This window comes from Streptomyces purpurogeneiscleroticus (assembly GCF_020024005.1).
In the GTDB taxonomy this organism is placed as follows: domain Bacteria; phylum Actinomycetota; class Actinomycetes; order Streptomycetales; family Streptomycetaceae; genus Streptomyces; species Streptomyces purpurogeneiscleroticus.
Window position 1 is genome coordinate 37,908 of the sequence record NZ_NHSG01000371.1, and the last position, 20,874, is coordinate 58,781.

At 71.5% G+C, this 20,874-nt stretch carries 20 protein-coding genes and 1 tRNA gene; 10 read left to right on the plus strand and 11 right to left on the minus strand.

What is annotated here, in order from left to right; translation table 11 throughout:
• Positions 1 to 35 precede the first annotated feature (35 nt).
• From CCS38_RS26510 to CCS38_RS26520, 3 genes are all read left to right on the plus strand, one after another.
• The gene (locus tag CCS38_RS26510) at positions 36 to 584 is read left to right on the plus strand and encodes a murein hydrolase activator EnvC family protein (protein WP_223735841.1); all 549 of its coding nucleotides are present in this window, start codon (positions 36 to 38) and stop codon (positions 582 to 584) included.
• A 481-nt stretch (positions 585 to 1,065) separates the two neighbouring features.
• Complete coding sequence (locus CCS38_RS26515) at positions 1,066 to 1,266, plus strand: hypothetical protein (RefSeq protein ID WP_223735842.1); 201 nt, start codon at positions 1,066 to 1,068, stop codon at positions 1,264 to 1,266.
• An 84-nt stretch (positions 1,267 to 1,350) separates the two neighbouring features.
• Positions 1,351 to 2,205 carry a DUF2637 domain-containing protein gene (locus CCS38_RS26520; protein WP_223735843.1) on the plus strand — a complete coding sequence of 285 codons (855 nt, stop codon included), beginning with the start codon at positions 1,351 to 1,353 and terminating at the stop codon, positions 2,203 to 2,205.
• Positions 2,206 to 2,304: 99 nt separating this feature from the next.
• Here the strand turns inward: CCS38_RS26520 and CCS38_RS26525 are convergent.
• The 7 genes from CCS38_RS26525 to galU form a co-directional block, all read right to left on the minus strand.
• Positions 2,305 to 2,377, minus strand: a tRNA-Ala gene (locus tag CCS38_RS26525).
• 75 nt (positions 2,378 to 2,452) lie between these two features.
• On the minus strand, positions 2,453 to 3,616 hold the full coding sequence (sepX, locus tag CCS38_RS26530; RefSeq protein WP_223735844.1) for a divisome protein SepX/GlpR: 1,164 nt from the start codon (positions 3,614 to 3,616) through the stop codon (positions 2,453 to 2,455).
• Positions 3,617 to 3,767: 151 nt separating this feature from the next.
• Positions 3,768 to 4,382, minus strand: a complete 615-nt coding sequence (locus tag CCS38_RS26535) for a GNAT family N-acetyltransferase (RefSeq protein ID WP_037799145.1) — start codon at positions 4,380 to 4,382, stop codon at positions 3,768 to 3,770.
• A gap of 14 nt (positions 4,383 to 4,396) precedes the next feature.
• The gene (locus CCS38_RS26540; RefSeq protein WP_223735845.1) at positions 4,397 to 4,927 is read right to left on the minus strand and encodes a MogA/MoaB family molybdenum cofactor biosynthesis protein; all 531 of its coding nucleotides are present in this window, start codon (positions 4,925 to 4,927) and stop codon (positions 4,397 to 4,399) included.
• Entirely contained in the window at positions 4,924 to 5,427 is a 504-nt protein-coding gene (moaC, locus tag CCS38_RS26545) for a cyclic pyranopterin monophosphate synthase MoaC (protein ID WP_223735846.1), read from the minus strand. The genes CCS38_RS26540 and moaC overlap by 4 nt, the downstream gene beginning before the upstream one ends.
• A 152-nt stretch (positions 5,428 to 5,579) precedes the next feature.
• Positions 5,580 to 6,896 carry a molybdotransferase-like divisome protein Glp gene (gene glp / locus CCS38_RS26550; protein WP_223735847.1) on the minus strand — a complete coding sequence of 439 codons (1,317 nt, stop codon included), beginning with the start codon at positions 6,894 to 6,896 and terminating at the stop codon, positions 5,580 to 5,582.
• Positions 6,897 to 6,900: 4 nt separating this feature from the next.
• Entirely contained in the window at positions 6,901 to 7,803 is a 903-nt protein-coding gene (gene galU, locus CCS38_RS26555) for a UTP--glucose-1-phosphate uridylyltransferase GalU (protein WP_223735848.1), read from the minus strand.
• A 56-nt stretch (positions 7,804 to 7,859) separates the two neighbouring features.
• On the opposite strand from galU, the gene CCS38_RS26560 reads away from it, so the two are divergent.
• Complete coding sequence (locus CCS38_RS26560; RefSeq protein ID WP_223735849.1) at positions 7,860 to 8,492, plus strand: 5-formyltetrahydrofolate cyclo-ligase; 633 nt, start codon at positions 7,860 to 7,862, stop codon at positions 8,490 to 8,492.
• 68 nt (positions 8,493 to 8,560) lie between these two features.
• On the opposite strand, the gene CCS38_RS26565 is transcribed toward CCS38_RS26560, so the two are convergent.
• The gene (locus CCS38_RS26565) at positions 8,561 to 11,275 is read right to left on the minus strand and encodes a penicillin acylase family protein (protein WP_223735850.1); all 2,715 of its coding nucleotides are present in this window, start codon (positions 11,273 to 11,275) and stop codon (positions 8,561 to 8,563) included.
• Positions 11,276 to 11,468: 193 nt separating this feature from the next.
• Between CCS38_RS26565 and CCS38_RS26570 the strand changes: the two genes are divergently transcribed.
• The 5 genes from CCS38_RS26570 to mscL all read left to right on the plus strand — a co-directional run bounded on the left by CCS38_RS26570 (position 11,469) and on the right by mscL (position 17,171).
• The gene (locus tag CCS38_RS26570; protein WP_223735861.1) at positions 11,469 to 12,974 is read left to right on the plus strand and encodes a potassium/proton antiporter; all 1,506 of its coding nucleotides are present in this window, start codon (positions 11,469 to 11,471) and stop codon (positions 12,972 to 12,974) included.
• Positions 12,975 to 13,410: 436 nt separating this feature from the next.
• Positions 13,411 to 14,631 (plus strand): MFS transporter, encoded by a 1,221-nt coding sequence (locus tag CCS38_RS26575; protein WP_223735862.1) that lies wholly within the window; start codon positions 13,411 to 13,413, stop codon positions 14,629 to 14,631.
• A 69-nt stretch (positions 14,632 to 14,700) separates the two neighbouring features.
• Complete coding sequence (locus CCS38_RS26580; protein WP_078600746.1) at positions 14,701 to 15,030, plus strand: FmdB family zinc ribbon protein; 330 nt, start codon at positions 14,701 to 14,703, stop codon at positions 15,028 to 15,030.
• A 97-nt stretch (positions 15,031 to 15,127) separates the two neighbouring features.
• Positions 15,128 to 15,961: an S-methyl-5'-thioadenosine phosphorylase gene (locus CCS38_RS26585; RefSeq protein WP_223735851.1), complete on the plus strand. Its 834-nt coding sequence runs from the start codon at positions 15,128 to 15,130 to the stop codon at positions 15,959 to 15,961.
• Positions 15,962 to 16,655: 694 nt separating this feature from the next.
• Complete coding sequence (gene mscL, locus CCS38_RS26590; protein ID WP_223735852.1) at positions 16,656 to 17,171, plus strand: large conductance mechanosensitive channel protein MscL; 516 nt, start codon at positions 16,656 to 16,658, stop codon at positions 17,169 to 17,171.
• 44 nt (positions 17,172 to 17,215) lie between these two features.
• Here the strand turns inward: mscL and CCS38_RS26595 are convergent, their stop codons facing one another.
• Both CCS38_RS26595 and CCS38_RS26600 read right to left on the minus strand, forming a co-directional pair.
• Positions 17,216 to 17,470, minus strand: coding sequence for a hypothetical protein (locus CCS38_RS26595; protein ID WP_223735853.1), 255 nt, complete (start codon positions 17,468 to 17,470; stop codon positions 17,216 to 17,218).
• A 95-nt stretch (positions 17,471 to 17,565) separates the two neighbouring features.
• Entirely contained in the window at positions 17,566 to 18,090 is a 525-nt protein-coding gene (locus CCS38_RS26600) for an AMP-binding protein (RefSeq protein WP_223735854.1), read from the minus strand.
• Between the two features lie 256 nt (positions 18,091 to 18,346).
• Here CCS38_RS26600 and CCS38_RS26605 point away from each other — a divergent pair, with 256 nt between their 5' ends.
• Complete coding sequence (locus CCS38_RS26605; RefSeq protein WP_223735855.1) at positions 18,347 to 19,597, plus strand: NAD(P)/FAD-dependent oxidoreductase; 1,251 nt, start codon at positions 18,347 to 18,349, stop codon at positions 19,595 to 19,597.
• 78 nt (positions 19,598 to 19,675) lie between these two features.
• Here CCS38_RS26605 and CCS38_RS26610 read toward each other — a convergent pair whose 3' ends face one another.
• Positions 19,676 to 20,773 carry a MerR family transcriptional regulator gene (locus CCS38_RS26610; RefSeq protein ID WP_223735856.1) on the minus strand — a complete coding sequence of 366 codons (1,098 nt, stop codon included), beginning with the start codon at positions 20,771 to 20,773 and terminating at the stop codon, positions 19,676 to 19,678.
• Positions 20,774 to 20,874 lie beyond the last annotated feature (101 nt).

A 20,874-nucleotide genomic window follows, 5' to 3' on the forward strand; every position in this document is an offset into this window, starting at 1 on the left:
TGCAACGGGCCGTCAGAACCGGTGAGGTCACCTCTATGACAGCCTTCAAGGACCTGGCACCGCGCCCGTTCAAGGGCCTGACCCTGCGCCGTACAGTCCCGACCGCCGTCGCCGCTTCGGCCCTGGCCCTGACCCTGACGGCCCCTCATGACGCGGCCGCCGTCGACGCGGCGGGCAGCTACGCCCGGCCGATCACCGCTCCCTACCACGTGACGGCGAGGTACGGCGTGCCCGGAGACTGGGCCGCCGGGCACCATCCAGGCGTGGACTTCGCCGTACCGACCGGCACCCGCGTCCGTTCGGTGGGCTACGGCACGGTGGTGCTGGCCCGCCGCTCCGGCGACTACGGCAAGGCAGTGACAGTTCGCATGCGTGACGGTCACTACGTCGTGTACGGCCACCTCTCCCGGATCGCCGTCAGGAAGGGCCGCCACGTGGGCCCCGGCACCCGGCTGGGCTCCAGCGGCTCGACCGGCCGTTCCAGCGGCCCCCACCTGCACTTCGAGGTACGCGACGCCCGTGGCTACGGCAACGACATCAACCCCATGCGGTATCTGTCCCGCCGCGGCGTACACATGCGCTGACGCGGCCGGGGGGGCACGGACGAGACGCCGCGGGGAAACGGGCGTTGTGCGCGCTCCGGACGGTACTTCCGGGGTGGCCGATCTGTGCCCAGGCTTTTACGCACTGCCGATGACCATCGGGCGGAGATATACCCCTCCGACTATTACACCGGGACCCGGCCACGAGACGCGGGATTTCCTGGGCAATTGCCGTCATCGAACCCGGCACAAGCAGGCCGTCCGGTCCTGCTCCCGGTCTGTCGGCCGCACTGGTGCGGCCGACAGACCGGGCCGATCCGCCCGCCGCGGCCGCGTCCGACGGCCCGCCGACCACGGACGCGGCCGCTCAGCATATTTACTCAAGGGCCTTCTATTGCAGAAAAACATGAACCGGTCGGCATTCCCGACGGGCGGGAAAATTAAACTCGAATTACCTGGATGCCACGTTTCTTTGCGGCTTTTTCTTCGTTGACGGAGTATGCCTGAGACAACCATTCCGCAAATGCGGCAACTCGGTGGCTGGCACCTGAGTTCCGCGGTCGCCGCCGGCCGCCCGGACGTACACCTGGAGCGCGCCGGGCAGCGCGTACGGCTGGAGCACACCGGCGACCTGCTGGAGGTGTTGCTCTCGGCCCTCGACGGGATCGAGGCCACCCTGGGACCACGGGACCGCGCGGAGCGCCCGCCGCGCCTCAGACGGTAGGAGCCGCCGCCGGTCCCTGCCGCCCCGCGGCCCGCACCGGCCTCCCGCCCCGGTCCCGGTCCCATCGATCCCACGAGAGCCGACGTGTACGACACTCCCCAGGCCCCTTACCCGTCCGGTCCCGCGCACTCGGGAGGCCCCGGCTATCCGGACGGCTCCGGATACGCGGGCGGCAGTAACGGTTACCCGGACGGCTCCGGGCGGCACCGGATGCCGCGCCAGACCACCGACGGGCTCGACGCCCCCACCGGCCTCACCGGCATGCCGCTCTTCCGCGACGACATGGTGCTCGGCCACGACGACATGGCGCTCGGCCACCCGTCGGACGGCTGGGACGCCGCCGTGGTGGAGGAGCTGGAAGGGGAGCTGGCGCAGCTCCTGGAGACGGCCGAGCAGCCCGTGGTGGCGCCGCAGCCCACCCCGGCCGTGCCGCCCACCCGGCACCGCAAGACCTCGTTCCTGCGCGCCCACATCGCCACCTGGACCTGGCAGCGGGTGCTGAGCCTGGTGTCGGTGATGCTGACGGCCCTGATCGTCATCGCGGTGAGCATCCTGGGCGCCCTCGCGTCCTACCCCTCGCTCCGCGCCCTCGCCGGCGGCGTCGCGCCGCGCCACATCGCCGACCTGTGGCCGCTGCTGATCTACGGCCCCTGGATCGCCGCCACACTGTCCATCCTGCGGGCGCGCGCCTACCGCCGCCGCACCGCGCAGTCCTGGCTCGTCGTCATCTTCTTCGCCGCCGTCGCCATGCTGCTGTGCATCGCCCACACCCCGGCGACACCGGCCGGCATCACCGTGGCCGGACTGCCGCCCGTGACCGTCCTGCTCTGCTTCCACCAGCTCGTCCGGCAGCTGGACCTCTCCCCCGCGCCCCAGGTCGTCACCCGCCATGCCCAGAACACCAAGGGCGGCAGCCACCGCCAGCGCGTGGGGTCCTGAGCACCACCCGCCCGGCCGCGAGCGCCCCACGCGAAGCGCCCCACGATACGGATACGAAAGAACCCCTGCCGGAGTTCCCGGCAGGGGTTCTGATGTCTGTGGACCTGAGGGGATTCGAACCCCTGACCCCCTCGTTGCGAACGAGGTGCGCTACCAGCTGCGCCACAGGCCCTTGCGACGAGTGAAACTCTAGCATCCTTGCGGCCGTGCTCGGAAATCGCTTCCGGCGCTGGTCAGGAGTGGCGGCTCACTCGTTCGCCGCCCGCGGGCGATCCAGCCCCTCGTCGGCCGGAGCGGCGAACTGGTCGAAGAGCGGGGTACGGCCGCGACGGCCGCCTGCGGGACGGTCCCGCCCCGGCGCCGGACGGGGATCCGCGTCCGCGGCACCGGCGCCCGCGACCGGACCGGCGCCGGCCGAAGGTGCCGCGGCGCCATCGGCGGGCGCGCCCGCACCGCCCGCCGCACCGGACCGTGCGGAGCTCCAGGCATCGTCGGCGGACAGATCGACATGGCCGTTGGCGCGCGGCGCCACGGGGGCGGTGACGTACGTCGGCAGCGGTACCGGGACCGGGTCCCAGCCGCCCCCGTCGCGGCGGCCCCGGGGGCGCTGCGGATCGGCCCACTCCGTGTGGCCGCCCTGCTCGACAAGAGGGTGGCGGCCCGCACTCGGGGCGGGCTCGTGGCGCACCGGCTCAGGCGCGGGGCCGGCCGTTTCGGCGGGGGTCTCCTCGGCGGGCGGCTGGTGGCCCGCCCGGGGAGGGCGGGCGCGGCCCTCCCGCAGCCGCTTGGCCGCGGCCTCGGCCCCCCGCTGGTCCATCGTGAAGGCGAACCGGCGGCGCTCCTGGAGGCGGAGGTACACGATGTACGCGCTCAGCAGGACGGCGGGGACGCCGGGGGCCCAGAGGAACGTGATGCCACCCACCCCGGCGACGACCGCGCCGACGGTGAAGACGAGGAAGAGGACCGTGATCGTGCGGCGGCGCCGCGCGAGGACCCGGGCCCGCTTCGTCCGCTCGGCGGACGAGGGGCGCGGGGGCGCGGAGGCGTGCGGAGGAACCGGGCCGTGCGGCTGGACGGCCGTGGGCGCGGCCTCGCGCTCCTCGGGGACGCGGGCGTCCACCACGGGCGGGCGGTCCTCGTCCGCGGGCGTGCTTACTGACCGGACGCCGGCCGCGTCGGCCGGGGCGTCCGGGTCCCGTTCCCCGCTCGCATCGTCGGCCGAACGCCCTTCCTGCCCCTTGGCGTAGCGGCGTTCCATCGCCGCCCGCCCGGACAGGAGCCGGATGGCGGTACTGAAACGCTCCGTAGGACGGGCCTCATTGAGTTCGTCCTGCCTACGGAGCCACATCGGCACCAAGTAGGCGGCCCAGGCCCCGACGATGACTGCGTAGATGAGGCCGCTGCTGCTCACGCCTCACACGGTAGAGGGGTTTGAGCGGGGCCATCCGCCAATTGAGCCGGTGTGTCGCACGATCTGGCTGATATCTCGAACTTTTTTTGTGATTGTTGCGATCAACGCACTGCGAATGTGTCGAATTGATGGATCAATTCGAACAGATTTTTTATTTGTGGGATGTCCCCGGGGTTCCCGGCTTCTCCCGGTGCCAACGGGCCAGCAGCCCGCCCGGCACCTCCTCGGCCGTCAGCGCGAAAACCAGGTGGTCACGCCAGGCGCCGTCGATGTGCAGATAGCGCGGCCGCAGCCCCTCCTCGCGGAAACCGAGCTTTTCCACCACCCGTCGGCTGGGCACGTTCTCCGGGCGGATGCACACCTCGATGCGGTGCAGTCCGACCGTACGGAAGCAGTGGTCGACGGCGAGCGCGACCGCGGTGGGCATGACACCGCGCCCCGCGACGGCCTCGTCGACCCAGTAGCCGATATGGCCCGAACACATCGATCCCCAGGTGATCCCGGCGACCGTCAGCTGGCCTGCCAGCCGCCCCTGGTACTCCACCACGAACGGGAGCATCCGGCCCGCGTGCGCCTCCGCCCGCAGGTGCCGCACCATCTGACGGTAGGTCGGCCGCTGGACCGGCGGCGCACCGGGCGGCGCGGGCGGGATGGTGGCCTCCCACGGGCGCAGCCAGTCGCGGTTGCGCCGGTTGACCTCGCGCCAGGCCCGCTGGTCGCGCAGCCTTATCGGGCGGAGGGCCGTGTCGCCGTCCGCCAGCTCCACCGGCCAGGGGGCGTTCAGTGCGTACTCCCGGCCGGTCTGGGGTGGTCGCCGCCGCGGAGCTGGTCGACGGCGTGGACGAGCAGACGCTCCAGTACGGCGAGACCGTCGCGGACGCCCCCTGTGGAGCCGGGCAGGTTCACGACGAGGGTGCGGCCCGCGACGCCCGCCAGGCCCCGCGAGAGCGCCGCCGTGGGCACCTTGGCCAGTCCCTCGGCCCGGATCGCCTCGGGGATGCCGGGCACTTCGTAGTCCAGCACCCGGCGGGTCGCCTCCGGGGTGGCGTCGGTGGGCGAGATGCCCGTACCGCCGGTGGTGACCACCGCGTCGAAACCGCCGGCCACCGCGTCGCGCAGCGCGGCCTCCACGGGGTCGCCGTCCGGGACCACCCGAGGGCCCTCGACCTCGAAGCCGAGCGCGGTGAGCGCCTCGGCGATGAGCGGGCCGCCCTTGTCGGCGTAGACCCCGGCGGCGGCCCTGTTGGACGCCGTCACGACCATGGCCCGGTACGGGCGTGCGGGGGCTGCCGGGGCGGAGTGCGTGCTCATGCGCCGGCCTCCGCGCCGCCCTCGCGCACCCAGTCGCCCGACTTGCCGCCGCTCTTCTCCTCCACCCGTACGTCGGTGATGACCGCGCCCTTGTCGACGGCCTTGACCATGTCGATCACGGTCAGCGCGGCGACGGTGACCGCGGTGAGCGCCTCCATCTCCACGCCCGTACGGTCGGTGGTCTTGACGGTCGCCAGGATCTTCACGGCGTCGTCGGCCACCGACAGCTCCACCTTCACGCCGGAGACGGCCAGCGGGTGGCACAGCGGGATCAGGTCGGGGGTGCGCTTGGCGCCCATGATGCCGGCGATGCGGGCGGTGGCCAGGGCGTCGCCCTTGGGGACGCCCTCACCTCGCAGCAGTTCGATCACCCGCGGCGCTACCAGGACCCGGCCACTGGCGCGGGCCGTACGCGCGGTGACGTCCTTCTCGGATACGTCGACCATGCGGGCCGCGCCCGCCGCGTCGATGTGGGTGAGGTGTTGCTGGCCGCTGCTCATCGTTCTCCTGGTCCGGACCGTGCCGCGCCTGTGCGACGACACCGTACCCGCAGCGGGGGACCGTCACCCTGGCAGCCGGGCGCTACGGGAGAAGCGGGCCACCCGGGGGCGGCAGCGCGCCGCCCGGGCCGGCCGGCCCACCGGAGGAGCGGCTATCCGAGCAGGACCACGTCCACCTCGTCCCCCGCGGCGACCTCCGTGACGTCCTCGGGCACCGCGATCAGGCAGTTGGCGTGCGCGAGCGCCTTGATCAGGTGCGAGCCCGCGCCGCCCACCGGGGTGACCGTGCCGGACACCGGGTCGTGGCGGCCGCGCAGGAACTGCCGCTTGCCCCGGGGCGAGGAGGCGATGTCCTCCGTGCAGCGGGCCCGCTCGATGTACCGGTGCACGTCCTGCAGGCCCATCAGGGCGCGGATGGCCGGGCGGACGAACAGCTCGAAGGACACGTAGGAGCTCACCGGGTTACCGGGCAGCGCCAGCAGCGGGGTGCGGTCCGGGCCGATGAGCCCGAAGCCCTGCGGCTTGCCCGGCTGCATGGCGAGGCGCCGGAACTCCACGCTGCCCTCCTCGCCGGAGAAGTCCGCCAGCGTCTCCTTGACCACGTCGTACGCGCCGACGCTGACGCCGCCGCTGGTGACGACGATGTCGGCGCGGATGAGCTGGTCCTCGATGGCGGCGCGCAGCGTGTCGGCGTCGTCGGCGACCGCGCCGACCCGGTAGGCGAGCGCGCCGGCGTCCCGGGCGGCGGCGGTCAGCGCGTAGCTGTTCGAATCGTGGATCTGGCCGGGACCCAGCGGCTCGCCCGGCTGGACCAGCTCGCTGCCGGTGCCCATGACCACGACGCGGGGCCGCGGCCGGACCTTGACGGTGGCGCGGCCGATGGCGGCGAGCAGGGCGATCTGGGGCGGCCCGAGGATCGTGCCGGCGGCGAGCGCCGGCTCGCCTGCCGAGACGTCGCTGCCCCGGGCGCGTACATGGGCGTGCGCCTCCACGGGGCGGTGCACCCGGACCTCGCCGCTCGCGCCGGCCGGGTCGGTGCTGCGGGCGCGCATTGTGGTGGCGGGGCCGCCTCCGGTACCGCCGTCGGTCCACTCCACGGGGACGACGGCCTCGGCACCCGGGGGCAGCGGGGCGCCCGTCATGATGCGGGCTGCCTCCCCTGGCCCGACAGGCGGCAGGTCACCGCTGCCGGCCGCGACATCGCCGATCACGGTGAGGGTGGCGGGGTATGCCTCGGTGGCCCCCGCCACGTCGGCGACGCGGACGGCATAGCCGTCCATGGAGCTGTTGTCGAAGGGGGGCAGCGCGACCGGCACCGTGACGTCCTCGACCAGGACGCAGCCCTGGGCGTCCAGCAGCTGCAGCTCGATCGGCTCCAGCGGGCGGATCTTGGACAGGACGTCTTCGATGTGGTCGGCCACCGACCAGACGCGGTCGGGGTGGCTGGTCCGGTCGGTGGTGGCGCTCAAATCCCTACATCTCCTCGGTGACGTAACTGCGCAGCCAGGTCCTGAAGTCGGGGCCCAGGTCCTCACGTTCGCATGCCAGTCTGACAATGGCACGCAGGTAGTCGCCACGGTCACCGGTGTCATAGCGGCGGCCCTTGAAGACGACGCCGTGCACGGGGCCGCCGAGCGAGGGGTCGGCGGCCAGTGCCTGGAGGGCGTCGGTCAGCTGGATCTCATTGCCACGCCCCGGTTCGGTCTTGCGCAGCACCTCGAAAACGGCCGGATCGAGCACGTACCGGCCGATGATGGCGAGGTTGCTGGGCGCGTCGGCCGGGTCGGGCTTCTCAACCAGGTCGGAGACGGTCACCACGTCGTCGTCGCCCGTGGGGGTGGCGGCGGCGCATCCGTAGAGGCCGATCTGCGCGGGGTCGACCTCCATGAGGGCGATGACGGAACCGCCGTACTCCTCCTGGACCTGCACCATGCGCTGCAGCAGCGGGTCCCGGGGGTCGATCAGGTCGTCGCCCAGGAGGACGGCGAAGGGCTGGTCACCCACGTGGGGCTCGGCGCACAGGACCGCGTGGCCCAGACCGCGCGGGTCGCCCTGCCGTACATAGTGCATGGTCGCGAGGTCGCTGGACTCCTGCACCCGGGCGAGCCGGGACTGGTCGCCCTTGCGGCTGAGCGCCTCTTCGAGCTCGTAGTTGCGGTCGAAGTGGTCTTCCAGGGGGCGCTTGTTGCGCCCGGTGACCATCAGGACGTCGGAGAGTCCGGCCGTGACGGCCTCCTCCACCACGTACTGGATGGCCGGCTTGTCGACGACCGGCAGCATTTCCTTCGGGGTCGCCTTGGTGGCGGGCAGGAAGCGGGTGCCGAGACCGGCCGCCGGGATGACAGCCTTACGGATCCGAGTACGTGATTCAGTCATGCGCCACACGATAACCGGAGCTTTGTGGCGGTTCATGATTGTCCGGTGAAAAGCGCATGAGAGTGGAGCAAGGGCGCACAGTGACCACGAACGACGCTAGGAAACGCGGGTTGCGGCGAGACCTCATCGAGGTAAGGAACTCGTTGCCTCTGAGTGACGTATCGGCGGCCGGATCGGTTCTGTCCGAGCGGGCGCTGCAGCTCAGGGAGTTGGCGGAGGCCCGGACGGTCGCCGCGTACGTGTCGATCGGCCGCGAGCCGTCCACCCGTGCGCTGCTGGACCGGCTGCGGGATGCGGGCGTGCGCGTACTGCTGCCGGTCCTGCTGCCGGACAACGACCTGGACTGGGCGGCGTACGAGGGCCCTGAGCGGCTCGTGAAGGCCGGACGGGGGCTGCTGGAGCCCGCGGGGCCCCGGCTCGGTCCCGAGGCCGTCACGGACGCGGGAGCGGTGTTCCTGCCGGGGCTGGCGGTGGACCGGCGGGGCCTGCGGCTCGGTCGCGGGGGCGGCAGTTACGACCGGGTGCTGGCGCGGCTGGAACGCGCCGGTGCCACGCCCGCGCTGGTGGTGCTGCTGTACGACGGCGAGGTCCTGGAGGAGGTACCGGCCGATCCGCACGACCGGCCGGTGCAGGCGGCGGTGACACCGTCGGGCGTGCACCGGTTCACGGAGCGCCCCGCGAGCGCCTGAGAACGCCGATCGCCGGGCGGTCCCGTCTTCGGGGACCGCCCGGCGATCGTTGCGCTCCGGCTACCGCGTCACGGCGACAGCGTCAGCGTGTCCTTCGTCGCGGCCTTGACGGCCTTCTCCGAGAAGGCCCACGGCAGCAGTTCGCCCTTGACCCACTTGCCGGTCTGGTCGTCGTAGTGCGCGTTGTACGCGTGCCCCGAGGCGCCGGTGAGGTTGATCCAGCGCGACTTGTCGAGATTCGCGAGGTTGACGACCATCCGCATCGAGGGCACCCAGACGACCTGGTAGCCGCCGGACGCGTTCCAGCCGGTGGCGTTCACGGCCGCCTCGCCGCCGCCGAGGTTCCAGGGGCCGCGGTTGAACAGGCCCTGCAGCATGCCGGGGCCGTCCGTGCCGAGCGTCTGGTTGTTCAGCGTCAGCTGGTGCAGACGGCCCCAGCTCCAGGTGTTGATGTTCTTGCCGAGCTTGGCCGTCAGCTCGTAGCGCGCGTCCTGCATGGCGTGCGCGAGGAGCTGGTCGCGGTTCTTGTCGCCGGGGCGGCCCGGCTTGTCCTCGGTCTTCCACCAGTCGTTGCCGGGGTCGTCGAGGATCTTCCGCACGACCTCGTACCAGCGGTCGCCGCCATCGGGCTGGGCGGAGTCCTTGGCACGCTCACCGCATTCGCGCACCCACTTCTGCAGGTCGTCGGCCGGCCCGGTCTCGTCGGCCGGGTGGACCGTCAGGCACTGCCCGTCGACGCGCAGCTCCTTGGGCATCTTGTCGCCGAAGGCGAGCTTCAGGGTGTTGCGCCAGACCGCGTTGAAGTAGGCGGCGGCCGCCGAGTCGGACTCCTGGGTGTAGTTCCAGCCCTCCAGGAGCTGCTGGGCCTCGCGGACGTACGGGTCCTTGATGTCGAGCTTCAGCAGGTACGGCGTGAGCAGCTCGGCGATCTCGCTGCTGTTGTCCAGCTGCATCGTCTGCATGTCGTGCGTGGAGATCTTGCCGCCGTCCTTGATCTTGGACTGGATCAGGTCGTTGATCCGCTGGCTGCGCGCTCCGTAGCCCCAGTCCCGGGTGATCAGGTACGGGTACTTGTCCTGGTCGATCACGGCCTGGTTGGCGGTGACGATGTAGCCGCTCTTGGGGTTGAGCTCCCAGGGCAGCGCGGACTGCGGGATGTAGCCGGTCCACCGGTACTCCGGGTCCCAGCCCGGTGCGGGCAGCGAGCCGTCGCCCTTGCCGCGTACGGGGATGCGGCCGGGCGCCTGGTAGCCGATGTTGCCCTTGGTGTCGGCGTAGATGAGGTTCTGCGACGGCACCTCGAAGTGGTGCGCCGCCTGACGGAACTCGTCCCAGTCCGAGGCCCGGTTCATTTCGAACACGGCATCCATGGAGCGCCCGGGAGAGAGCGCGGTCCACTTCAGGGAGATGGCGTAGCCGTCACCGCGGTCGGGCGCTGCGTTGCCCACGGGGGCGTCCTTGCCGACCTTGGTCAGCTCGTCGTCGCGGTCGGAGACCACGGGCCCGTTGTTGGTGGACCGTACGGTGATGGTGCGGCTGGCGCCGCCGGCGACCTTGATGGTCTCCCTGCGGGTCGTGAAGGGCACCTCACGGCCGTCGTACAGGTAGCCGTTCTCGCCGACCTTCTCCAGGTACAGGTCGGAGACGTCGGCCCCGAGGTTGGTCATGCCCCAGGAGATGTCCTGGTTGTGGCCGATGACCACGCCCGGCATCCCGGAGAAGGTGAAGCCGGAGACGTTGTAGTTGCACTGCGGGCTCTTCGTACGGCAGTGCAGGCCCATCTGGTACCAGAGCGAGGGCATCTGCGGCGCCAGGTGCGGGTCGTTGGCCAGCAGCGGCTTACCGGTGGTGGTGTGCTTGCCGGAGACGACCCAGGAGTTGGAGCCGATGCCGTTGCCGTTCGGGCCGAGCAGCGCGGGCACTTCGTCCAGAGTGTTCGAGAACGACGAGAGCTGGCTCTGAAGGGACTGCGCCGCGCCGGCCGCGCTCCCGGACTGCGTGCCGCTCGCGGTGGCCTTGGGGTCGAACTCCTTGGCTCCCGGGTCGACGGCGCCGCCCTGCACGATCGGCTTGTTGCGGTCGTACGGGTAGGACGGGTAGAGCTCGGCGATCTGCTTCTGGGTGAAGCGGCTGGTCATCAGGGACCGGTCGATCTCGTCCTGCATGTTGCCGCGCAGGTCCCAGGCCATGGCCTTGAGCCAGGCCACGGAGTCGGCCGGCGTCCACTTGCCCGGCTTGTAGTCGTTCTGGAGGCCGAGCGCCGCGTACTCCAGGGACAGCGCCGAGCCTTCGTGGTCCTTGAGGTAGGCGTTGACGCCGGCCGAGTAGGCGTCGAGGTACTTCTTCGTGCTGTCCGACAGCTTGGTGTCGTACTCCTTCTGCGCGGTGTCGTGCCACCCGAGGGTGCGCAGGAAGGAGTCGGTCTTCACCTGGCTCTTGCCGAACATCTCCGAGAGCCGCCCGGCCGTCATGTGGCGGCGGACGTCCATCTCCCAGAAGCGGTCCTGCGCCTGGACGTAGCCCTGGGCGCGGAAGAGGTCCTCATCGGTGTCGGCGTAGATCTGCGGGATGCCGTTGCCGTCCCGCATGACGTCCACGGGGCTGGACAGGCCGGGCATCTTCAGGGACCCGGTGGTCTCCGGGTAGGAAGCGCGGACGGTGCTGACGCCCCAGAACGTCCCGTAGCCGACGCCCGCCACGAGCAGAAGCACGACCAAGATGACGACGAGGCGGGCGCGCCGCCCCTTTTTCTTCGGAGCGGGGCCGGACTTGTTGGCGGGCATCTCTGTCCTTCGAGGGGCAGGGTGGGAGTGCTGGAGCAACCATAGGCGCACCGGTTCGGTGACCCCTACGCGGAGTCACCACCAACGCCTCCGACATTCAAGCAATGGTAAATTGTTAGGGTCAGTAACTAGATACGGTAAGTAAAAATCCGGGGAGCGTTCACCCGGAGAGTCACCTGGAAGGACCCGGCCCCTGACTGTCGACCGCCTCAACGAACTCCTGCTGGTCTGCTCTTTCGTACTGCTCATTGCCGTGGCGGCCGTACGGATCTCCTCGCGCAGCGGGCTTCCCAGCCTGCTCGTTTACTTGGGGATCGGCGTCGCCATAGGGGCCGACGGCATCGGAGTCGTCTTCGACAACGCCGAACTGACCCAGATTCTGGGCTATGCCGCGCTCGTGGTGATCCTCGCCGAAGGCGGTCTCGGCACGAAGTGGAAAGAAGTCAGACCGGCGCTCCCTCAGGCCGCGTTGCTCTCCACCCTCGGTGTCGCGGTGAGCGTGGGGGTCACCGCGGCCGGCGCGCACTACCTGGTCGGGCTGGAGTGGCGGCAGGCGCTCCTCATCGGCGCGGTGGTCTCCTCCACCGACGCCGCGGCGGTCTTCTCGGTGCTGCGCAGCGTCCCGCTGCCGTCCCGCCTCACGGGCGTCCTGGAGGCCGAATCGGGCTTCAACGACGCCCCCGTGGTCATCCTGGTCGTCGCGTTCTCGACCGCGGGCCCGGTCGAGCACTGGTACGTCCTCATCGGCGAGATCGCCCTGGAGCTGGCCATCGGCGCCGCGATCGGCCTGGCGATCGGCTGGCTCGGCGCGTACGGCATGCGGCACGTGGCCCTGCCGGCCTCCGGCCTGTACCCGATCGCCGTCATGGCCATCGCGGTCTCTGCGTACGCCGCGGGCGCTCTCGCGCACGGCTCCGGCTTCCTCGCGGTCTACCTGGCGTCGATGGTCCTCGGGAACTCCAAGCTGCCGCACTCCGCGGCCACTCGCGGCTTCGCCGAGGGGCTGGGCTGGCTCGGCCAGATCGGCATGTTCATCCTGCTCGGCCTGCTCGTCACACCGCACAACCTCGGCGACGACATCCTGCCCGCGATCGTCATCGGGCTGATACTGACGCTGATCGCCCGCCCGCTGTCCGTACTGATCACCCTGCGGCCGTTCCGTATGCCGTGGCGCGAGCAGACGCTGCTCTCGTGGGCGGGGCTGCGCGGCGCCGTGCCCATCGTGCTGGCGACGATCCCGATGGTCGGCGAGGTCCCCGGAAGCGAGCGCGTCTTCAACATCGTGTTCGTGCTCGTGGTCGTCTACACCCTCGTGCAGGGCCCGACGCTGCCCTGGCTCGCCCGGCGGCTGCGGATCGGTGACAACGAGGAGGCGGCCGACCTCGGGATCGAGTCCGCGCCTCTGGAGCGCCTGCGCGGCCACCTCCTGTCGACGGCGATCGGCCCGAAGTCCCGCATGCACGGCGTGGAGATCGCCGAGCTGCGGCTGCCGGCCGGCGCCGCGGTCACGCTGATCGTCCGGGACGGCACGAGCTTCGTACCGTCCCCCACGACCGTTCTGCGGCGCGGCGACGAGCTTCTGGTCGTGGCGACCGACCCGGTGCGGGACGCGGCCGAGCGGCGCCTCCAGGCGGTCTCCCAGGGCGGCAAGCTGGCGGGCTGGCTGGGCACGGGCGGGGCCTCGGCGCCCCGGAGATGAGGACGGCCGCGCCTCTTCGGGAGGCAGCGGTCAGTACTTCGGTGCGCCGCGCAAGCCCCCGTTCGATCCCAGGTGTGGGACAGATCTCACCATGCCGATCGCAGGCTGCGACCCCCACTCGCCTGTAGCATTGAAGAAGCAATGCACGACACCCACTCTGCCTGATGCAGAGCTGGCGCGACCGCTCGGCGGCCGCGGTCCCCTGCGCACGCAGCCACCTCTCAGGTGCGGACCCGGTATCACTCGGTCCAGCGCGAGAGGACAGCTCTCGGCGCGCTCTCCGTGATCACCTCACGGGCGCGTCACCAGGCGGCGGAAAGGCCCGGCCGTGGCATCCACGGTCCAGAACGCTTCGACGGCCCACGACGAGTCGCAGCACCCCGAAAGCGTCCCCGCGGGCGGCCCGTCCGGCAAGCGCCCCGGATACGGACAGCTCCTGCGCACCCCGGGAGCGTGGACCTTCGTCCTGCCCGGCTTCCTGGCCCGGCAGCCCTTCGCGATGCTCACCATCGGCATCGTCCTGCTCGTCCAGCACACCACCGGCTCCTTCGGGATCGCGGGCGCGGTCTCCGCGGCGACCGGTATCTCAATGGCGCTGTTCGCCCCGCAGAGCGGCAAGCTCGCCGACCGCTTCGGGCAGCGCGCCGTCCTGCTCCCCGGTGTGGCCGTGCACGCCGTCTCCGTGGCGGCGCTGCTCACCCTTGCGCTGCTGGACGCGCCTCTGTGGGCGCTGCTGGTCGTCGCCGTCCCTACGGGCGCCTCGACGCCGCAGGTCGGCCCCATGGTGCGCGCACGGTGGGCGGCGCGGCTGAGCGACAGCCCCCTGATGTCGACCGCCGCCGCCTTCGAGTCCGTGACCGACGAGTTCACCTTCGTGGTGGGCCCGGTGCTGGCGACCGCGCTGTGCACGAGTGTCCACCCGGCGGCCGGTCTGATCGCCGAGGCCGTCCTGACGCTGGCCGGTGGCCTGCTCTTCGCGGCACAGCGCCGTAGCCAGCCGGCCGCGCACCGCACGAAGGAGGGCGGCGAGGCGCGCACCTCGGCCCTCTCGATCCCCGGTGTGCGGGTCCTCATCGCGGTGTTCCTCGGCATCGGTTCGGTCTTCGGCGGCATGCAGGTCTCGCTGACGGCGTTCACGGAGTCCATCGGGCAGCCGGGCATCAACGGCGTGCTGTACGGGATCTTCGCCGGCGGCAACATGACCGCGGGCATCGTGTGCGGCGCGATCGCCTGGAAGGTCGGCCCGCGCCGCCGGCTGCTGGTCGCCTACGGGCTGCTGGCGCTGGCCACCACCCCGCTGTGGGCCCTCACCGCGGTACCGCTGCTGGGCGTGACCGGCCTGGTGGTCGGCCTGTGCATCGCACCGGCCCTGATCACCGGCTACACCCTGGTCGAGTCCCTGGTGCCCGCCTCGGCCCGTACGGAGGCGTTCACCTGGCTGACGGGCGCGGTGGCGCTGGGCCAGGCCGCGGCCGCCACGACCGCGGGACAGCTCACCGACCGCTTCGGTCCCAGCGCCGGATTCTTCGTGCCGCTGGCCGGTACGGCGCTGGCCTTCCTGGTGCTCGCGGCGCTGCGGGGACGCCTGATTCCGCCCGGTACAGGGCGGATCGCGGCACGTGGAGTCGGTCACCGTACGCCGGTCACAGTGGACTGACGCGCCGGAATACTGCACTATGGATCGTCGTTAGCACTCATTGAGTGAGAGTGCCAGGAGGAAGACAACGTGCCGACCTACCAGTACCAGTGCACCGAGTGCGGCGAGGGCCTTGAGGCCGTGCAGAAGTTCACCGACGACGCGCTCACCGAGTGCCCGAGCTGCCGCGGACGCCTGAAGAAGGTCTTCTCGGCGGTCGGCATCGTCTTCAAGGGCTCCGGCTTCTACCGGAACGACAGCCGCGGCTCCTCGTCGAGCAGCAGCCCCGCGTCGTCCTCCTCGTCGAGCACGTCCTCCTCGACGTCGAGCAGCTCCGACAGCAAGTCGTCGAGCTCCTCCTCGACCACGTCCGGGAGCAGCTCCTCCGCGACCACCTCGAGCAGCAGCTCCGCCGCCTGACAGCCTTTCCCGTGGACCCCGCCGTCACCGACGGCGGGGTCCACGGCGTTGTGCCGCACATCGCCGGTGGCGGGCCGCCGCGGATAAGGTGACCCGCATGGCGGACGCGGAGATCGGCGTAATCGGCGGCTCGGGCTTCTACTCCTTCCTCGACGAGGTGACCGAGGTCACCGTCGAGACGCCGTACGGGCCGCCCAGTGACTCGCTCTTCCTCGGGGAGGTCGCCGGCCGGCAGGTCGCGTTCCTGCCCCGGCACGGCCGCGGCCACCACCTCCCGCCGCACCGCATCAACTACCGCGCCAACCTGTGGGCGCTGCGCTCGGTCGGCGTCCGCCAGGTCCTCGGGCCGTGCGCGGTCGGCGGACTGCGCCCGGAGTACGGCCCCGGCACGCTTCTCGTACCGGACCAGATCGTGGACCGCACGAAGACCCGCGTCCAGACGTACTTCGACGGGGTGCCCCTGCCGGACGGCAGCGTCCCCGACGTGGTGCACACCGCCTTCGCCGACCCGTACTGCCCGGCCGGCCGCCGGACCGCCGTCGACGCCGCCCGCGGGCGCGCCTGGGAGCCGGTCGACGGCGGCACGCTCGTGGTCATCGAGGGCCCGCGCTTCTCCACGCGCGCCGAGTCGCGGTGGCACGCCGCGCAGGGCTGGTCGGTGGTCGGCATGACGGGCCACCCCGAGGCCGTCCTGGCCCGCGAACTGGGCCTCTGCTATACCTCCATGGCCCTGGTCACGGACCTGGACGCGGGGGCCGAGGCCGGCGAGGGCGTCTCGCACGACGAGGTCCTGCGGGTCTTCGCCGAGAACGTGGGCCGGCTGCGCGAGGTCCTTTTCGACGCGGTGGCCGCCCTCCCCGCGGCCACGGCACGCACCTGCGCCTGCGCGCAGGTCCACGCGGGCCGGGAACTGGGGATCGAGCTGCCGTGACCGCCTCGCGGGCGGCCGTGACCGTATTCGCGGGCGGCTGCAGCCGTCCTCGCGGACGCCGCGTGAGCCCCTTGCGGGTGAGGAAGTTGTACACAACCGACGAGTAGCGGGATCGGCTGTCCACAGCCGCCGCGGGATTCGCCGGATTCGGTCAGAGTGATTCTCGTCCGACGCCCTGGCGCACCGGCGCGGGGGCGCACAATTCCCCTCTTTCCGGCGGTGACCGACGATGATCACTTCCTCTTACACCAATCCCCCATTGCCCGCACCCCCGTTGTGTGAGGTTCCACACTTCGAGCCATTCCGCATCCGCGGCGCGCGGCACCGCGCACCGATCTTGCCGAAGGCTCGGTGGTACGCCGTTTCCGCTGGCCTGGCCGCTATGGCGGCCGCTCTCGCCATCGCCTCACCGGGCGGTGAAACACGCTCCGAGGGCCGTTTCAGCAATTCCGTTCTACTGGCCGATACGCATCAGGCACGCAAAACTGTGACGGATGGTGGGGCAATCCCCCGATGTCGCAATGTGGCGATTTCACCCCGTACGGCGGCAGCGCCATGCTGATCCGTACCGACACTCCGTCCAGCTCCCGGTCCTTTTCGACCTCATGGACAGCTGTGCCCCACCTCGCCGTAAGTTGCGCCGGCGCCTCGGAGAGGCGCGGCGTCCGTAGTGAGCGTGGAAAGAGGCTGTCAGGTGAGCGACGAGAAGAACGGCGTACTGCAGGGATTCAAGGAATTCCTGCTGCGCGGCAACGTCATCGAACTTGCGGTTGCCGTCGTGGTCGGAGCCGCCTTCACCAACATCGTGAACGCCGTGGTGAAGGGCGTCATCAACCCGTTCGTCGGTGCGCTCGGTTCGCAGAACCTGGACCACTACAAGAGCTGCCTCAGCGCCACCTGCCACCCGGACCCCAAGACCGGCGAATTCACCGACGGCATCTACATCCTCTGGGGCTCGGTGCTCAGCGCCGCGCTGACCTTCGTGATCACCGCCGCGGTCGTCTACTTCCTCATGATCCTTCCGATGAACAAGTGGAAGGCGCGCCAGGACGCCAAGAAGCCGGTGGACGAGGCCCCGGTGGAGCCGACCGAGGTCGAGCTGCTGGCCCAGATCCGCGACGCCCTGATCACCCAGCGCAACGGCTCGGAGCCCGGCGCGGGCTCGGGCGCCATCCCCGGCCCCGTTTCGACGGAGAAGTCGCAGAGCTGACGCGAGCCGCCGCCCCACGCCTCGGACGCGGCTCTCCGGAGCCCTCAGATGTGGTGGGGCGGCTTCTCGTCCAGAAAGCGCGCCAGGTCGGCGGCGCTGCTGTTCCCGGCCCCGGGCCGCTCGCCCCATCCCCGGTCCGTGTCGTCCGCCGACTGCCGGTCCAACGGATCATCGAAGATCAACGCAGCAGCCGCGGGCTTCGCGCCCCGGCCTCCGCCGGTCCCCGCAACCGCGGGCGTGACCGGAGCCTGCGGGGCCTCTCCCGGCTCGTTCTCGGCTGCGTCCGCGGTCTCACTCATTCCTCCAGGGTACGACCACGACGCACGGCCCCCGGCGCGGCTGTACCGAGCCCTGCCGCCCGCGCATCCACCCCCGCGCCCACCTGCCCCGTGACTCAGCCGGCGTCGAGCGCCTCGTGCCACCAACGGTCGCGGCCCGGGTTCCAGGCGATGGGGCGGGGGCAGCGGTTCACGACCAGTACGGTCCGCACGTCCGTGGCGCCGCCCGAGAGGGCCCGGTCGATTGTCGCCTTTAGCGGGCGGACGGCGCCGTCCCAGAACGCGGCGTCGGCGGTGATCAGCACGCGCGCGCCGGACTCCCGTACGCGGGCGGTGAGTTCGGGTGCCGTCAGCGACACCGGCAGGGTGCTGCGTACGGCATCGATACGGCCGCAGGCGAGTGTGGTGATCACCGACTCGGGCACCAGGGGCAGATGGACGGCCACCCGGTCGCCGGCGCGTACGCCGAAGCGGGTCAGGGCGGCGGCGGCCCGGGACGACCGGTCGATGAGCTGCCTGTGGGTCAACTCCTCGACCCGGCCCGGCTCACCGGTCCAGCTCAAGGCGATCTCCGGAGCGTGCGGGGCGAGGCTCGGGTCGACGGGGTCGGGGTCGGGATCGAAGGGAACGCGGCGCAACATACGCCCAGCTTGGAGATCAGCGATCAACGTTTGTTGAACGTGCGATAGATGCGTCCAACAACGGAACCGGAGGCGCCGCCTCGCAGCCGACACGGTCCCGTACGCGCCCTCGCCCCCGTCCCCCGCCCCTGGGAGGCTGAGCGGGACCCGTCCCCAGGACACCGTCCACGGGCCCCGTCCACAGGGCGCCGTCCACCCGGACCCGCCCACGCGACACCGTCCAGGCGCGCTGCGCGCCCCGTCTCAGGAGGTTTCGATGTCTACGTCAGCCAGTCACCCCGACCCCGGCGCACGGCCCGCCGAGAGGGCGGACCGGGTGCACCACCGCATCGTTGTCGTCGGCGGCGGTACCGCCGGGATCACCGTGGCCGCACGGCTGCGGCGGGCCGGGGCGCCGGATGTCGCGGTGCTGGAGCCGTCCGGTACGCACTGGTACCAGCCGCTGTGGACGCTGGTCGGCGGCGGCCAGGCGCCGCTGCGGGCGTCCTTACGCACCGAGGCCGAGGTCATGCCGCCCGGCGTGCACTGGCTCCGGGAGGCCGCCGTGTCCGTCGATCCGGGCGCGCGCACGGTCGGCACGGCGTCCGGCCGGACCGTCGCGTACGACCGGCTGGTGCTCGCGCCGGGGCTGCGGCTGGACCCCGACGGCGTGCCCGGCCTCGCACAGGCCCTCGGCCACGACGGCGTGACCAGCAACTACCTTCCCGAACTGGCCCCGCTCACCTGGGACCTGATCCGCCGCATGAAGAGCGGCACCGCGCTGTTCACGATGCCGGCCGGACCGGTGAAGTGCGGCGGCGCGCCGCAGAAGATCGCGTACCTGGCCGCCGACCACTGGCGCAAGCGCGGCGTGCTGGACCGCATCCGGGTCGTCCTCGTGCTGCCCGAGACGGCGATGTTCAAGGTGCCGGAGTTCGGCCGGGTGCTGGAGGACGTGGCCCGGCGGTACGGCATCGAGGTACGGCTGCGGTCGGAGATGGTGTCCGTCGACGGGGCGAGCCGCGAGGCGGTGATCGTGAACCATGCGACGGGCGACAAGGAGACGATTTCCTATGACCTGTTGCACGCGGTGCCGCCGCAGGCCGCTCCGGAATGGATCGCCGGCGGGCCGCTGGCCGACCCGGCCTCGCCCTTCGGGTACGTGAAGGCCGACCCGGCGACGCTGCAACACCCGGACCATCCCGAGGTGTTCGCGCTCGGGGACGTCGCGAACCTGCCGACCTCGAAGACCGGTGCGGCCGTGCGCAAGCAGGCCCCGGTGGTGGTCGCCAACCTCCGGGACACGCTGCGCGACCGCCCGCTCCGCGCCCGGTACGACGGGTACACCTCCTGTCCGCTGGTCACCGCGCGCCACAAGATGCTGCTGGCGGAGTTCGACTACGAACTCAAGCCCGCTCCCTCGCTGCCCTTCCTGGACACGACGAAGGAGCGGACGGACATGTGGTTCCTCAAGCGGTACGGGCTGCCGCAGTTCTACTGGCACGGGATGCTCAAGGGACTGGGGTGAGGCAGCAGACACAGGCGCTCAGAACACAGACCCTCAAAGCGCAGACCCTCGAGGCGCAGATCCCCAAGGTTCAGGCTCTCAGGGGCCGGTGTGCCGACCCGTCGCCGAGACCGTGTCCGCGACAACGCAGCTGACGTTGTCCGGGGCGCCGGCCTCGTGGGCGAGCGCGATCAGGTCGCGCACCGCCTCCTCCGGGGTGCCGCACGTGGCCAGTACGCGGCGCAGTTCCGCGTCCGTGACCACGCCGTACAGGCCGTCGGAGCAGAGCAGATAGCGGTCGCCGGGACGGGCGTCGTGCAACTTCACGTCCGGTACGGAGGCGTCGCCGTCCCGGCCGTCCAGCGCCCGCAGCAGCAGCGACCGCTGCGGGTGCGCGGACGCCTCCTCGGGGGTGATCCGGCCCTCGTCGACGAGGGACTGGACGAGGGTGTGGTCGTGCGTGATGCGGAAGAAGCCGCCGTCGCGCAGGAGGTAGGCGCGGGAGTCGCCGACGTGCACGAGTGCCAGCCGGGAGCCGGACCACAGCATCGCGGTGAGGGTGGTGCCGCTGTCCTCGCCGGTGCTCCGCTCCGCCACGGCACGGTTCGCGCGCCCCACCGCCTCGCTGAGGGTGTTGAGGATGTCGCCGGGGAGCGGGGCCGGGGTGTTCTCCAGGGTGCGCAGGGCCTCGATCGCGGCGGTGCCGGCGGCGGCCCCGTCCGCGCCGAAGCCGTCGGCGACCGCGAGCAGGCGGCTGTCCGCGTATGCCGTGTCCTGGTTGCCCTCGCGCACCAGGCCGGTGTCCGACAGGGCGGCGTACCGGATGCCGGTGATCGTCTCGTGGGTCATGGCCGTGTCCTTTCCTCGCAGCTGGTCGATGAGGAAGGCGGCCAGGTCCCGGCGGGCGGCGGTGTCGGCCTCGACCCCGGCCCAGTACGCCGCGATCTCCGCGGCGGCCTCGGCCGGGGGCAGGTCGCACACCGTCCGGATACGGGACAGCGGCATGCCCAGGCGGCGCAGCCACGCCACCAGGCGGGCCCGTTCGAGCTGGTCCCGGGCGTAGAAGCGGTAGCCGTTGCACGGGTCGACGCGGGCCGGGCGCAGCAGGCCCAGGTCGTCGTAGAGCCGCAGCGCCTTGGGTGACAGCCGCGAGGCGCGGGCGAACGCACCGATCGTCAGCAGACCGTCCTCCGCCACGCGTTACCCCTCTCCCCGTCCCCGGCTCGCCTTCCGGGACCGAGGCTGGGGCCTCCCCCAAGGGCAAGGTCAACGCCCGTGCCGGAGCACGCGCTTCAGGC

Bases quoted from the DNA above. Each gene is read 5' to 3' on its own strand.
- CCS38_RS26510 (WP_223735841.1), top strand. From the start codon at position 36: ATGACAGCCTTCAAGGACCTGGCACCGCGCCCGTTCAAGGGCCTGACC.
- CCS38_RS26515 (WP_223735842.1), top strand. From the start codon at position 1,066: ATGCGGCAACTCGGTGGCTGGCACCTGAGTTCCGCGGTCGCCGCCGGC.
- CCS38_RS26540 (WP_223735845.1), bottom strand. From the start codon at position 4,927: ATGAGCACGCACTCCGCCCCGGCAGCCCCCGCACGCCCGTACCGGGCC.
- moaC (WP_223735846.1), bottom strand. From the start codon at position 5,427: ATGAGCAGCGGCCAGCAACACCTCACCCACATCGACGCGGCGGGCGCG.
- galU (WP_223735848.1), bottom strand. From the start codon at position 7,803: ATGACTGAATCACGTACTCGGATCCGTAAGGCTGTCATCCCGGCGGCC.
- CCS38_RS26560 (WP_223735849.1), top strand. From the start codon at position 7,860: ATGAGAGTGGAGCAAGGGCGCACAGTGACCACGAACGACGCTAGGAAA.
- CCS38_RS26565 (WP_223735850.1), bottom strand. From the start codon at position 11,275: ATGCCCGCCAACAAGTCCGGCCCCGCTCCGAAGAAAAAGGGGCGGCGC.
- CCS38_RS26585 (WP_223735851.1), top strand. From the start codon at position 15,128: ATGGCGGACGCGGAGATCGGCGTAATCGGCGGCTCGGGCTTCTACTCC.
- CCS38_RS26595 (WP_223735853.1), bottom strand. From the start codon at position 17,470: ATGAGTGAGACCGCGGACGCAGCCGAGAACGAGCCGGGAGAGGCCCCG.
- CCS38_RS26600 (WP_223735854.1), bottom strand. From the start codon at position 18,090: ATGTTGCGCCGCGTTCCCTTCGATCCCGACCCCGACCCCGTCGACCCG.
- CCS38_RS26605 (WP_223735855.1), top strand. From the start codon at position 18,347: ATGTCTACGTCAGCCAGTCACCCCGACCCCGGCGCACGGCCCGCCGAG.